Annotated in this window: 11 protein-coding genes; 4 read left to right on the top strand and 7 right to left on the bottom strand. The window is 64.7% G+C overall.

Going from position 1 to position 14,259, the window contains the following annotated elements:
- Positions 1-189 precede the first annotated feature (189 nt).
- Together IPM18_16465 and IPM18_16460 are read left to right on the top strand one after the other, a co-directional pair.
- Positions 190-1,476 (top strand): Glu/Leu/Phe/Val dehydrogenase, encoded by a 1,287-nt coding sequence (locus IPM18_16465; GenBank protein MBK9121176.1) that lies wholly within the window; start codon positions 190-192, stop codon positions 1,474-1,476.
- A gap of 228 nt (positions 1,477-1,704) precedes the next feature.
- Positions 1,705-2,493 carry a hypothetical protein gene (locus IPM18_16460; GenBank protein ID MBK9121175.1) on the top strand — a complete coding sequence of 263 codons (789 nt, stop codon included), beginning with the start codon at positions 1,705-1,707 and terminating at the stop codon, positions 2,491-2,493.
- Positions 2,494-2,574: 81 nt separating this feature from the next.
- On the opposite strand, the gene IPM18_16455 is transcribed toward IPM18_16460, so the two are convergent.
- Together IPM18_16455 and IPM18_16450 are read right to left on the bottom strand one after the other, a co-directional pair.
- The gene (locus IPM18_16455; protein MBK9121174.1) at positions 2,575-4,779 is read right to left on the bottom strand and encodes a sodium:solute symporter; all 2,205 of its coding nucleotides are present in this window, start codon (positions 4,777-4,779) and stop codon (positions 2,575-2,577) included.
- 66 nt (positions 4,780-4,845) lie between these two features.
- Entirely contained in the window at positions 4,846-5,859 is a 1,014-nt protein-coding gene (locus tag IPM18_16450) for a methyltransferase (GenBank protein MBK9121173.1), read from the bottom strand.
- 155 nt (positions 5,860-6,014) lie between these two features.
- Here IPM18_16450 and IPM18_16445 point away from each other — a divergent pair, with 155 nt between their 5' ends.
- A complete protein-coding gene (locus tag IPM18_16445) occupies positions 6,015-7,817 on the top strand; it encodes a hypothetical protein (protein ID MBK9121172.1) in 1,803 nt (600 codons plus the stop codon).
- Positions 7,818-7,934: 117 nt separating this feature from the next.
- On the opposite strand, the gene IPM18_16440 is transcribed toward IPM18_16445, so the two are convergent.
- The 5 genes from IPM18_16440 to IPM18_16420 form a co-directional block, all read right to left on the bottom strand.
- Positions 7,935-8,804, bottom strand: coding sequence for a carbohydrate ABC transporter permease (locus IPM18_16440; protein MBK9121171.1), 870 nt, complete (start codon positions 8,802-8,804; stop codon positions 7,935-7,937).
- Between the two features lie 64 nt (positions 8,805-8,868).
- On the bottom strand, positions 8,869-9,747 hold the full coding sequence (locus IPM18_16435) for a sugar ABC transporter permease (GenBank protein ID MBK9121170.1): 879 nt from the start codon (positions 9,745-9,747) through the stop codon (positions 8,869-8,871).
- A complete protein-coding gene (locus IPM18_16430; protein MBK9121169.1) occupies positions 9,744-11,123 on the bottom strand; it encodes an extracellular solute-binding protein in 1,380 nt (459 codons plus the stop codon). Before IPM18_16430 ends, IPM18_16435 begins: the two co-directional genes overlap by 4 nt.
- A gap of 253 nt (positions 11,124-11,376) precedes the next feature.
- Positions 11,377-11,781: a hypothetical protein gene (locus IPM18_16425; GenBank protein MBK9121168.1), complete on the bottom strand. Its 405-nt coding sequence runs from the start codon at positions 11,779-11,781 to the stop codon at positions 11,377-11,379.
- A 20-nt stretch (positions 11,782-11,801) separates the two neighbouring features.
- Positions 11,802-12,671, bottom strand: coding sequence for a prepilin-type N-terminal cleavage/methylation domain-containing protein (locus tag IPM18_16420; GenBank protein MBK9121167.1), 870 nt, complete (start codon positions 12,669-12,671; stop codon positions 11,802-11,804).
- Between the two features lie 388 nt (positions 12,672-13,059).
- On the opposite strand from IPM18_16420, the gene IPM18_16415 reads away from it, so the two are divergent.
- Complete coding sequence (locus IPM18_16415) at positions 13,060-14,211, top strand: GntR family transcriptional regulator (GenBank protein MBK9121166.1); 1,152 nt, start codon at positions 13,060-13,062, stop codon at positions 14,209-14,211.
- Positions 14,212-14,259 lie beyond the last annotated feature (48 nt).

Below are 14,259 nucleotides of genomic sequence, written 5' to 3'. Positions count from 1 at the left end.
CGGGTAATTTCGCGGTGGCAGTCAACCAATTGCGGCGTGGGAGCATTCGTCGCGCATGTCAGCCCGTTCGCCAGACTCTTCCGCCTCCTCCGAACCCGAGCTAATCCTCTGTCCCCGAACGTGGGAGGCCGTGGCGCGCCGGCACGACGCGGAACGCCGCAGACCACCCGCACGGGAAAGGGAGTCCTCATGAGTCACAAGCCGTTCAACGCCTTCCAGATGGCCCAGACCCAATTCGATAAGGTGGCCAACACCCTTGGGTTGGATGAGGCGGCCAAAGAGCTGCTGCGTCAGCCGATGCGCGAATACCACTTCAGTCTGCCGATCCGCATGGACGACGGCACATTCAAGGTGTTCCGCGGCTTCCGTGTACAGCACAATGACGCCCGCGGCCCCGGCAAGGGTGGGGTGCGGTTCCACCCCCAGGAGACGGTGGACACGGTACGCGCCCTCGCCATGTGGATGACATGGAAATGCGCGGTGGTGAACATTCCCTTGGGCGGCAGCAAGGGCGGCGTGATCTGCTCGCCTCATAGTCTTTCGCAACGTGAGCAGGAGCAGCTCTGTCGTGCCTGGGTTCGCCAGGTGGCCCGCAACGTCGGGCCAGTGCAGGACGTGCCCGCCCCCGACGTCATGACCAACTCGCAGCACATGCTCTGGATGCTGGACGAGTTTGAGCACATCCACGGCGGCAAGTATCCCGGCTTCATCACCGGTAAACCCGTCGGCATGGGCGGCTCGCTCGGCCGGACCGAGGCCACCGGCTTCGGCGTGATCTTCACGGTGCGCGAGGCGCTCAAGGAGCTCGGCGCCAACGCCGTTGAGACCCGCGCCGCGGTGCAGGGCTTCGGCAATGTGGCCCAGTACGCGATCGAACTTTACCAGCAACTCGGCGGCACGGTCCTGTGCGTCTCGTGCTGGGACGAGGCCGACCAGACCGCCTACACCTACCTCCGCAAGAGCGGCATCGATCTTCAAGAGCTCCGCCGCATCACCGACCGCTTCGGCACGATCCAGAAGGACAAGGCCGTGCAACTCGGCTACGAGCGCCTCCCCGGCGACGCCTGGATCGAGCAGGATGTCGACCTGCTCATCCCCGCCGCGCTCGAAAACTCCGTCACCGGCGACAACGTCGGCCGCATCTCGAAGCGCGTCCGCCTTGTGGCCGAGGGTGCCAACGGTCCGACTACCCCCGAGGCCGATCACGTCTTGCAGGAACGCGGGATCTTCGTCATTCCCGATTTCCTCGCCAACGCCGGCGGCGTCACCTGCAGCTACCTCGAGCAGGTGCAGAGCAACATGAACTACTTCTGGGAGAAGGACGAAGTGCTCGGCAAGCTGGACGTGATGATGACCTCCGCCTTCATCGCCGTCAGCGAGCGCGCCCGCAAGCGCAAGCTCTACATGCGCGACGCCGCCTACGAAATCGCCATCGCCCGCGTTGCCCAGGCCTGCAAGGATCGCGGCTGGGTGTAAGCCGTAAATCGGGAGAGGATCCCGGCGTGCTCGCGCTGCGCTCGAAGGCCGGGCACGTCTTGGATTTCCAGCACGCCCGGATTATCGGTACTTGCCGTTGGGTGCTGCGCCCGCGGCCCACCGTTGCATCCCCCGCGCGTGTTCGTTAAGCTGCAACCTGCTTCATTTCGGGCCGTATCTCGCACGCCGGCGCAGCCGGACTTTCACATCCAAGGAGGAGAAATCGCCATGCAGCGCACGCACTGTCTACTCGGAATCCTCGCTCTCGCGGGCACCACCGCGTCGATCACCATGGCACAGGGCCGGCTGCTCGCCGTCGAAAGCAGCCGCAATCTGTACGAAATCAACATGGCGACCGGTGAAAAAACCTTCCTCGTGCAGGTCAGCGCGAATGCGAGCACCACGGCCGGCCTGGCCTATGACCGTGTCAACAATACCGTCTACCTGACATCCACCGGGAACGATTCGCTCTACACGCTCGACATCGAAACGGGGGTCGCCACCCTGGTCGGCTTCTACGGGGATGCGGCCGTGGTCATGCATGGCCTCGAGTACGACGACAGCACCAACACGCTGTACGGCGTCTCGTCACACAACAATGGGCTCTATCGCATCAACCCCGCTTCAGGCGCCGCCGTGCTCATCGGCACCTCCGGGCTGAGTTCGTTCACGAACCTCGGCTATCACTCCGCCACGAACGTGATGTACGCCACCAACAGCGGCACGGACAGCTTCTACCGGATGAACCGCGGTGACGGCACAGTGCAGTTCATCGGGACACTGAACGGGCCGACGAACCCGAACGGGCTGGCTTATAACTGGGATGATGGTCAGCTCTACCTCATCGACAATACGACGGACAACCTGTATACGATCGACCTTGGCACCGGGGCCGCCAACCTGATCGGCTCAACGGGCTCCGGCAACCTCCTCGGTCTCGTGTACATCCCCGAGCCCGCGACCTGCGCGGCCTTCATGCTCGGCGTGGCGCTGCTCGTTCCGCGCCGCCGCGCTTAGTGCGCCGCGCACCGCAACGTGCGCCGGCCCGTACCACCCGCGGGGCAGTGCGGGCCGGCGACGTGATTGCCGCCGGGCACATCAGCGCTGCTTCTGACGCCGCGCCAGGGCCACCAGTTTGTCCGGATCGTCCAGCACACCGGCCGAAGCCGGCGGCAGATTTCGGTACCAGAACCAGTACACCCCAAGGCCCGCCGCCGCGAACACGACCAACGTTCCACGGAACATGCTCCAACTGTGGATGATCGCCAGCATTGGCAACAGGAACAGGGTGATGTGGAAGGTCACCACAAACGGCAGCGCCAGCAGGTCGTTTCGGTGTTCTTGCGTCATCGCTGCCCGTGCTTCGGCCGAAAGTGACTGTCGCAAGGGCCGCCACCACCCGAAGGGGCGCGTCATCCGGTAGAAGCGCTCCAGCTCCACCCGCGGTGTCGGCGGCCAGAGGAAGGTGCCGAGGAGCGCGCCGACGGTGCCGACCGTTGTGAGATAGACGAAACCCACCAGCTCGCCCGGCACGTCCGCGAGGAAAGCCGTGTTCAGCCACCGCAGCGGGTCAAACAATGCCGGCCACGCGGATGGAATCTGGAGGCGGAAGATTGCCTCCACCCAGGTGTGCAGCCCATTCGCGGGGAAAAAGTCGCGCGAGATCTTGTCCGCCAACGCACCGCCCATGCCGAAAAGCGTTCCCAGCACAACGCCTTCGGCATTGAAGCGCCACCAGTAGTACTTGAGCAGACTCGGCACAAGCAAGCCGGCACCAAGCCCCATCGTGATCCAAACCCAGATGTCGTTGATGCTCGTCGTGCCGTACCCCAGTACGAAACCCAGTACCACCACGATCAGGATGTACGTGTACGTGACGCTCAGCAACTCCCACTGCCGCGCGCCTGGCCGCCAGTAACGCTGGTACAGATCGCGCGTCACATAGGCAGCCGCGCTGTTCACGCTCGTATCGAAGGTCGACATGACGGCCGCGAGCAGCGCGACCAGCAGCAGGCCGCGCAGACCGATGGGTATGTCAAATAGAATCACGGCCGGCAGGATGCGCTCGGGATTGATCGTGCCATGATAGCTCAACAGACTTAGTTTCGCGGCCCACTCCGTGCCCAGCGCCGTGTCCCCCGCGAGATAAGTCGTAAGCTCGGGGTATTGCTCCGGGTGATGCACGATCCGGGCAAGGGCATCCTCCCAGCGGCTGCGGGCGGCCGCCTCCTCTCCGGGTGTGCCCCCGGACTGGCCGTGCCGGGCAACGAACTCCGGATGCGCGCGGATCGTGCCGGCCACCTCGGCCACGACGCTACGCTCCGGGAAGCGGTCGTGTACGAGGAACAGGCCGAGCACGGCAAAACCCATCATCATCGGCCAACGGAACATCATCAGCGTCAGCCCGAAGAAGGTCTGTGTGCCGCAGGAGCGCTCGTCGCGGGCGCCGAAGTAGCGCGGATCCTGCCCCATGCCGGCACCCTGCACCACGTTCTTGAGCAGGTAGATCAGCGCGAACAGCAGCAACGGGCTGTAGTCACCGTAACCGGGTGGCATCGGGACATACACCCCCGGCGTTGCGCTGGTCCAGTTCTGCACACCGGTCACGCTGTGTGCCAGCTCGTCGAGCGTGCCGTCGTAGCCGCCGACCGCGACGAAGGCCATTACGGAGATCGACACCACGGCGATCAGGATCACGAAGGACTGCACGAAGTCGGTGTACACCACCCCGTAGAAGCCCGAGGCGAGCGTGTAGATCGTGGCCACGCCGATCAGCAGCATGGCACAGACCTGTGGACTGAACGGCAGGAAGAGCGCCAGAAAGAGTCCCGCACCCTTGGTCAGGTAGGCCAGTGCCCCGACCAGACCCACCGCGACCGCGATGGCCGTTACGATGCGAGCGAAGTGCCCGGCGACGCCCTCGCCGAAACGAAAGATCATCCACTCCGCGCCGGTCATGCAGCCCGAACGCCGATTCCACTTGCCCGCCCACAGCAGGATCGCCGCGAGGATCAGCACCGCCCCGCCGCGGAACTCGATGAAGAAACCGCGCGGTCCGAGCATGTAGAGAAACGATACGATCAGCATCGTGCCGGCCATATCGAGCATGGAAGCCATGCCAGACATGCCGAGCAGCCACCACGGCAGCTTTCGGCCGCCGAGAAAGTAGTCATCCAGACTGGCGGAAGCGCGCCGGCTGAGCACCGCCCCCATGACGAGCAGGACTGCGAGATAGACGACGATGATCGTCCAGTCGACCCCGTTGAGCAACTGCAAGACCGGTCTCCTCTCGCACCCGGACATGATCACGACCGCGCGCAGAGCATGGTAAGACAGACCTGTGCGGTCGGCCACCGCGCCGCCCCGGGCTTACCGTAGATCGAGCCGTGCGAACTCGTCGAGGACGGCGCGGATGTTCTCCGGGCGGGCACTGGGTTCGATGTGCATCTGCGCCACGATGCCGCTGCCGTTCGGGGCCGCAAGGTGGCGATGGAAGTCGCGCACGGCCTGGCGGGCTTCCGCCTCCGTGCCAAAGCACAACATCTGCTGGCGGTCCATCTGGCCCCAGAAGGTGAGGCGGCCGCGGAAGCTCGCCCCCAGCTCGGCCAGGTCCATGCAGGTGACTTGCGCGTTCACCGCGTGCAGACCCAGCTCGACGAGGTCCGGCAGAATGGCGCGGATGCAGCCGTCGGAGTGCATGTAGACGAACTTGCCGGCCGCGCGGGCCAGCGCGATGTACTCGGCGTACAGCGGTTTGAAGAACGCACGCCACAGTTTCGGAGAAATCAGCAGCGATGTCTGCGAGCCCCAGTCGTCGGCAAGAAAGATCGCGTCCACGGGTGTGCGGCACCAGCACTCGATCCAGGCGAGGAAGAACTCGTGCACGAGGTCGCGCAGCTTCAGCAGCCCGGCGGGCTGTTTTGCGAGGTCGCGCAGCAGATTCTCCGTCCCGCGGAGGAACTGGAGCCGCTCGAACGGCTGCACCGGCAGCGGGCTGAGGGTGAAGCCGGTGGTCGATTCACAGGTCCGGGCGACACCTTCCAGACCCGCACCAATGAGGTGCATCGGCGGGCGGAATGTGGCCAGATCGGCGTACGTACGGATGGGGGCGTGCTTCACCTGCCCGATGATCCCCGGGTGGACGTTCTCAAACGGGCAACCCCATTCGTCGATGTAGAGTCCGACGGCGTAGGGATCTCCCTGCACGGCGCCGGTGGGGAGCTGGTAGCCACAGGGAGCCACATCCTGGGGATATTCAGCTTCGAGCGCGGCGAGCGCGCCGGGCCAGGTCTGCTCGAAGCCCGGCACGGCGGTGTAGGCGCGCGGAATGCGATCGGGTGTGCGGCCGGTGAGGGCCGCGACGATGCGCTCTCGTCCAGTCATGCGAAAACCACCTTGGGGCGCGCTGCACAGCGTCCTGAATCGTGATCGTGCGGGCTCGCGACATCGGCGTCAAGCGGGTCCTGGGCACTGGCAGGCACAGGGTGTCCGTCGAGTCTCACCCCCACCATGCCAGACACGCGGTAGAATGCGCCGCCATGCCCCAAGCACCCCGCGACATCGTGCAGTACGACCTGACTCCCACCTTGAAACACGACCTGCGCCTCTGCGCGGGAGCGGCCCGGGCCTGGGATGAGTGCCATGCCGTCGCCACGCTGCAAGGCATCGTCAATCGCTTAGCACCGCGCCTGTATGTGCGGTTCGTCGCGCACTCCGACCGCAATATCGACGACTGGTGGCTCGATCACTTGCGGCGCACCGACCCCTGGTTGGCCGGTACAGAAATTACGCCGGTCGCAGACCTCGCGGCGCTCATGGACCGCTTCCGGACGGACTGTGAGGGGGTCGTGCTGTACGACGATGTTATCCCGGCGGCGAGCAACGTGGCATCGACCGCGGCCGGTGTGCTGAACCTGATCGCCGTGCGACACGACCCAGCGCGGGGCAGCGTGTACAACCAGTTGGTGGCCGGTGGCCCGCGGCTGCCGGTGAAGCTGGATCTCACGGCGGAGACCATGCGGCCTGCCTACCGGCGCGCGGCGGAGGCGGCCGGGCTGGCCGGTTCGCTGAAGTGCGGCGCGTACGCGTGGGCGTTGGAGGAATTCGTCGCGAGCGGCCGCTGTGACCCGGCGTTCCTCGCCTACTACATCGATGCTTACTGGATGCGGGCGGCGTTCCGCGGGCCAGGCAACCATCACACCCTGACGAACCACGATTACTTCGTGGCGCGGCGAGCGTATTTCTGCGACCTGCACTGCTGGGGAGACGAGCAACCGGTCGACGAGCCCGACCAGCCGCCGGGCGCCGACCTGGCGATGTTCCGGCGGATTCTCGCAACCCTGCATGCCCGCAACCGTGGAGGCATCACGCACATCGGCGGGTTCACACCCTGGGCGTACAAGTACACGAGCGAAGCCGGCGCTGGCGGCGGGCGGGGGGGTGTCGACACCGAATGGGAACTGGTGCGTGTCGCGTCCGCCTACAACGGGTTCATCGACGCGGATGCCCTCGGGCACGGAGCGCTGGCGAACGCCTCGTTCTATGCGCATTACCCGCTGGCGGAGTCCTATCCACAGTTTGCCGTGCCGAGCATGGCGGAAGCGGCGCCGCTGGCGGCTGATGAGCGCGACCTGCTGATGTTTTACGTGGGGGATTACGACGCGGCAGCGTGGGTGTACCAGCGCATGCCGGACCTGTGGGAGGACCCGCAGCGCGGGGCGGTGCCCCTGTCGTGGGCGCTCAGCCCGGTGCTGGAGCGCCGCGTGCCGCACATCCTGGCGCACTTGTGGAAGACGCGCGCCCCAGGCGACGCCTTCATCGCAGCAGACAACGGCGCCGGCTACCTCAACCCTTCGATGCTCGCCGCCCCGCGCCCGCTGTCCGACCTGCCCGACGGTGTCGACGCCTGGGTACGCCACTGCACGCCGCTCTACCGCCGCTGGAACTTGGCGATCACCGGGTTCATCATCGACGGTCACGCACCCCCCATGCCGCCCGCCGTATTGGATGCGTACGCGCGCTTCAGTCCCGGCGGGATCGTACCGCAGAAGACCACCACTGAGCTGTTTCTGCACGGCGAGATGCCCGTGCTGCGCTTCGGACCCGACATCACCGACGCCAAGCCCGACGCTGCGGCCGCCAGCATCGCCCGCCACGTCGCCGACCGTCGCAGACGCGGCCTGCGTTTCCACTGGATGCGCTGCATCCTGCGGAGCCCATCCTGGTACGCGGCCGTGGTCGACGAGCTGCGCAGGCAGGACCCGCGCATCGAGGTCGTCGCCGCCCCGACCTTCTTCGCCCGGCTGAAAGCCACCCTGCGCGCGGGCACCGCGCCCCAATAACGGTCAAGCGGAGTGCATGGACACACGTTGTGATGCCCCCCTCGGCGCACGCCCCACTCATTGTCCCCGCGCAAGGTCACCGCGCCGGGGTCCCCTCGGGACCGCTCCGCGACCGGCTCACTGCTTGACGGCGCCGAGCGTGATTCCGTGGATGAATTCGCGCTGGAGCACCAAGAAAAGCAGGATGATCGGAGCGATGCTGATCACCGTACCACCCAGCATCACGCCGTATTCCTGCTGGTGAATCGACGCCACCACGTTCGTCACCGCCACCGTCAGCAGGTAGTTGCGTTCATCCCGCAGCACGATCATCGGCCAGAGGTACGCGTTCCACGCGCCGAGGAACGTGAAGATCAGCAGCGCGCTGAGGATCGGCCGCACCAGCGGCAGCACCAGCGACCAGAAGATGCGGAACTCGCCCGCCCCGTCCAGCCGTCCGGCGTCGAGCAGCGCGCCCGGCACATTCGCGAAGTACTGCCGCATGATCAGCACGCCGAAACCACTGGCCGCACCCGGCAAAATGAGCGCCCAGAAGGTGTCGATCAACCGCAACATCTGCACGAGTTGGAACAACGGTGCGAGTAGAACCACGGGCGGCAGCAGCATCGTGCCCAGCACGATCACCGTCATGACGCCGCGCCCGCGGAATTCGTACTTGGCGAGCGCGTAGCCGCCCATGGCGCTCACGAGCGTCGTGACGAGCGCCGCCATGCTCGCGACGTACACCGTGTTCGCGAAGTACAGCAGGAACGGCACGTTCGCGAAGAGGAAGCGATAGTGGGCCAGCGTCGGCCGCTCCGGCACCGGCCAGAGCTGCCGCAGGGCCGGCGACTGCTGGATCTCCGCCTGGGTCTGGAACGAACCCGAGAGCAGCCACAGGAAAGGGACCAGCGTGAACACGCTCACCACGAGGAGCAGCGCAATCTTCACCACGTGTCCAAGCCACGCCGTCGGCGGGCCGGCCGGTCTGGTCCACGCCCCGGTCATGAGATGGTCTCCTCCCATGCGTACTCCAGCGCGTCGGCCTCACTACCCGAACGTCGCATCGCCGCTACTCCTGCCACGCCCGGGACAACTTCAACTGCGCAAGTGCGATCACCAGGAGGATCACCGTGATCATCCAGCCCATGGCGGCCGCATAGCCGAGATCCCCAGCCAGGAAACCGCGCTCATATAGGTAGACCATGAGCGTCGTGCTGGCCCGGCCGGGACCGCCGCGATCCGTCAGGACCCAGGGCAGATCAAACAGGCCGAAGGAACCAATGGTCGAGGCGGTGATCAGAAACGCTGCGATCGGCCAGATGCCGGGAATCGTAACGTGGCAGAAGCGCTGCCAGACGTTGGCGCCATCGACCGTGGCGGCTTCGTACAACTCGGTCGGGATGCCTTGCAGCCCGGCAAGGAAGTAGACCATGTTGAATCCGGCAAACATCCAAACACCGGTGAACACCAGCGTGTTCATGACGAAGGCCGGATCGCGCAGCCAGTCGATCGCCGTGAAACCCAGCGTAACCAGGAGAGCATTGATGACACCATCCTGCACACCGTAAATGCGCTTAAAGGCGACGCCGATGAAAACCGCACCCACCAGCACCGGCAGGAAGAAGGTGGTGCGGAAGATCGCCCGCAGCGGGACCCCCTTGCCATGCACGAGCAGCGCGAGCCCGAGGGCGATCGGTAACTGGATCAACACGGACAGCGCGGCGAAGTAAACAGTGCGGCCCAGCGCGCCCCAGAAGACGCCGTCGCGAAGGAGCTCGCCATAGTTGCGTGGGCCGATGTAGACATCGACACCGGTACCCACTGTCTGCCGCAGGGAGAGCACGACCGAGTGTGCCAGCGGATACACGGTGAAGACCAGGAACACCAGCCCGAACGGCGCAAGGAAAAAGAACGGCGCCGCGCGCTGCGACCAGCGCGCCCCGTTCATGAACCCACCTGGGGGGGCGGCACGGACACCGCCTCGAGCGCCCGCGTATCACGGGCCATGGTCGCGCGCAACTGCTCGGCCGCACTCCGCAACGCTGCCTCCGGCGTGGCGCGGCCACTCAGCACCTCGGCGATCGCGATATCCAGCAGTTTGTATGCCTCCGGCATGTAGGGAGAGCCCTGGACCGCCGGCACCTCGTCCGCCAGTTCGGTGAGCAGCAGGCCAACCTGCTGATCCTGAAAGAAGGCGACGGGCTCCGCAAAGGCCGGGTCACGAAAAGCCGTCCGTAGCGGCGGCACGATCGTCTGTGTGCGGAAGCGCTGGATGAGGGCGGTGCGGTCCAGATAGAGAAATTTCGCCAATTCCCAGGCCGCTTCCGGATCACGGGTGCCCTGCGGGATGAACAGCGCCGTGCCACCGACGGTGCTCGTCCGCCGACCGCCCGGCGCCCACGCCGGCAGTGGCAGACATTGGACCTTGCCGGCCAGCAGCGACCCCATGTCGCTCTGCATGGCCGCCAGCATCCAATCCGGCGCTGCATACACCAGGAACTGTCCACGCGCCAGCGCGGCGAAGTCCTCGGTCAGACCACTGAGCTTCGGCCCGGCGACGGGTGGATCGGCGCGAAACAGATCGACGTAGAACCGCAGTGTATCAAGTGCGATGCCATCATCGAGAGTCACCGTGCCGTCCGCATCGAAGAGGTTTCCACCGCGCTGCCAAAGCAGCACCAGAAAGTCGTACCCCTCCGTGGTGTGCAGGCCGAGCCCGCGCCGCCACTCCTGCGTGCCCGGTCGGCCCGGCCGATAGAACCGCTGGGCCACGTCCCGAAATCCGGCCCAGGTCGACAGGTCCTCCGGCACCGCTCCAAGCTCGGCGAGGACATCCGGCCGGTAGACCAGTACCATCGGGTGCAGGTCGTGCGGCAAGCCGAAGACCCGCCCACCGACGCTGTAGCGCGCGAAGCGCGCCGGCACGCACTGGTCGTACCAGCCCTCGGCATGCAGGCGCTCGGTCAGATCAACGAAGGGGATGTGCTCCACCGGTCCGCGCATGAAGCGCCCGACGTAACCCTGCTCGATCTCCACGAGATCGGGCAACTCCGTACGCGTCATCAGTGCCAGCGCCAGCCGGTCGAACATTGCGGTACCGAGGTTCTGCAAGCGGATTTCGGCAGCGCGCGGATGCTCGGGCAGACGGGCCGAGAATTCCTGCGCGGAAATGTGCGTGAAGGTCCAGACGTTCAACGCCGCGCCGCGGTCCCACACACTCCGCGCGAGGATGGTCGTCCCGGAGATGAACGCCAGGATCAGCAGCAGTAGCGGGACGCGCCCCGGCGGAAAGCTGTCGACCATGTCACCTAGGCGTCGGAACACGCACACAACTCCCGGGTGTGGCTAAGGCGGTGAGGAGCAATACGGACAGTGCCGTAGCAGTGTAGCCGCAGGGCACGCGGTGGGCTAGCGTGGTTCGCTGCAGGTTGAGCCGGAGACGGGCGACTGGCAATGAAGTACTGCGGTCGCCAACCCACAGACAGTTCACGGTATGCCACACTCCCAACATCCTGCCGAAATAACCATAGTGGCATGCTGCCGCCCCGGCAGCGCACCAGCCCCCTGAGAATGTAAATTACCTACTGCCTGCGCTATTCAATATTCCCACCGCGTAGAACACGAAGCGGATCTTCGAGACGCCGGTAGCGCGCGCTCCGCCCTGGCTGTCGCACAGGTGCGTTAAGCTGGACGCGTGCAGCCCCGGGTTCGTAGCTGCGCCGAAGATACCTTTGGTCACACCGAGCGTCAGCGGGGTCAGCGCTTCGGTCGAGTCGCCATAGGACACGTACTCGTCGTAGTGCTGGAACACGCGAACATGCCGCCCGTCGTTTTCCGACCACACCAGGATCTCGCCGATGTCGGTCGGCGTGTCGAGATTGAACTGCGACCACTCGAAGTCGCGGGTCACCTGCGCGTGCAATACCACCGAAAACGATAATGCGACTAGAGTTACAGCAACCACGCGCTGAACGCGATCCATGTCGCTATCTTCCTCTGAGCTTACCACCACAACAGGTCGATCCCGGCGCGCAGCGTTGCGTTCCGGCGAATCTCGGTGATATTTCGGGTGCCCGTCAGTTCGCGGTAGTGCGACGAACGCTTTTGCTCCACGTGCCCATCGCCAAACAGCACGTTCGAGGTTTCCACCACCGGAGGAATCTGATCCATGATCGACGTCCGCCAGCCGGTGCCGTGGTTCACACGCCACTTCGCCCCGCCGAACCAACCGCTGACCATGTCTGCCATGAGCACGTAGCGCGCATCCGGCTCTTTACGCACATACTCCCGCCGCTTCTTCAGAATCTGGTCGCGCAGCAGCGGGTCGGTGCTCGGGTTCACATCCGTATAGTTGGCCGGATCGTTTGCGACTTCGTGCAGCGCGCCCATGTACGCGTAGCTGATGTGCAGGTACACCTCTTCGGTGTTGCCGATCCCGTTGGGCGTCCCCGGGCCGGAGAGCACGTTCGCGAAGTCGATCTGGTTCGGCAGCGCGAACGGGCAGTAAAACACCGGGTGCGTGCGGGTCGCCTCAGTCGCATCTTCATTGAGCGCCAATCCGCCCATATGCCGCGCGATCTCCTGGTGCACCGTGAAGGACCAAAAGCCGTAACCCTCGCGCTGCGAGCGCGTCTGCCCCGCCGTACCCACCGAGTTCTGATGCGGGAAACGGCGGAACTCGTTGTTGTACGCGTTCAGACTGATGCCGATGTCGTGCAGTTGTGCACCACACTTCACCACCCGGGCCTGCTTGCGAGCTTGTCCAAGAGCGGGAAGAAGAATGGAGATGAGCAAGGCGATGATGGCAACCACGACGAGCAGTTCAATCAGTGTGAAACCGCGCCGGGTCCGTTGACATTGCTTCTGGTCCATTGGTCCTATCCCATAATAAAAGACGTGTGGGTAAGTACCTATGTGCTCAGAATAAGTACTTACATCATGGGTGTCAATTGAAATCGGCCGAGATTCCCGACCGTGACACCCCCGGCATCCGACCTTCGTCTCCAAACGACACGTAAACGTATTATCACATTTATCTTATCGGCACCGACCTTCATCCAACCCTAGTCCTTTCTAGTGCCCCCAAGCGTCTTTACCGATCCACAATAGTCCTATTTGTAAGTGCTTGTGGGTACCTGTTTGCTCCAGACACATGACATCGTATCCATATTTGTAATGACTATTTATTGACAAAGTGACGCCGCCCACGTAAAAAAGGGTTGTTTGGCACACACGCCGATGAGCAGCTTGGGTTGTTACCGTGGCCGCACGCGAAAATACGAAACATCGCCAGATTTATGATCGCATCTACCAGGCGATCGTCCACGGGCAGTACGCCCCCGGTGAGCGGATCCCAACCGAATCCGAATTGATGGGCACCTACGGTGTATCCCGCCCTACGATCGCCCGGGCACTCCGCGATCTCGAACAAAAGGGGCTGCTCACACGCCGCCGCGGAGTCGGCACGTTCGTCCGCACACCCCGCCGCTCGGCGGCGGCCCTCCTCGGCCTCACCATTCCGCCCAGCGAAGGCGGCATCATGGCCGCCGTCTGCACCGAAATCGTGCACCGCGCCGAGGAGAACGGGTTCGGAATCCTCTTCGGCGGCACGCTCCCTCGGCACAGCTTCGACCACCCAGCCAGCATCGAGTCCTGGTGCGAGCGCTTCACGACACACGACGTCTCGGGCGTCTTCTTCGTCCCGCATATTCTGCCCACCGAGCAGATGCACGTGAACGAACTGATCGTTGAACGCCTCGTAGCCGCGGGGATTGCCGTGGTCCTTTTGGACCGCGATATCATGGATTATCCCCGTCGCAGCCCTTACGACCTGGTCGGCGTGGACAACCGCCGTAACGGCTACATCCTGACCGCCCACCTGCTCAAGCACGGTTGCCGGCGGATCGACTTCGTTACATTGCCGCTGCCCGTCAGCACCAGCACCGCCCGCCTGGCCGGCTACCACGACGCACTCCGCGCGCACGACCTCGCACCCGGCCCAGACTGGATCCACCACTGGACGCCCCCGGGCGACCCGGTCGCTGCTTCCAAGCTGCTCTGCGGCGCTCACGCCGATGCCTATGTTTGCCTCAACGATGACCTTGCCCGAACACTCATGCATCATCTCGCGATGCAAGGGGTGCGCGTTCCGGATGAAGTACGTATCGTCGGTTTCGATGATCTGCCCGCGGCCGCAACGCTGCCCGTTCCGCTGACGACCATGCACCAGCCGACGCGGGAAATCGGCGCGGCTGCCATGGAGACCATGCTGAGCCGGCTGGCCGCACCCGGGCGACCGGCGCGCGATGTCATGCTGGCCTGCGACCTCGTGGTGCGCACCTCTTGCGGCGCGCTACGTTTTAACCACACGGCCACGTCAACTCCGGGTCTCAGCGGCAGCCGCACCCGCTAATGGAATCAACACCGCGGCTGCCACTCGCACCACGAGATCCCCCCACGG

It is taken from the genome of Phycisphaerales bacterium (genome assembly GCA_016716475.1).
Classification (GTDB): domain Bacteria; phylum Planctomycetota; class Phycisphaerae; order UBA1845; family Fen-1342; genus JADJWG01.
The sequence above is the reverse complement of the archived record's forward strand: the minus strand, read 5'-3'. Positions and strand labels throughout refer to the sequence as shown.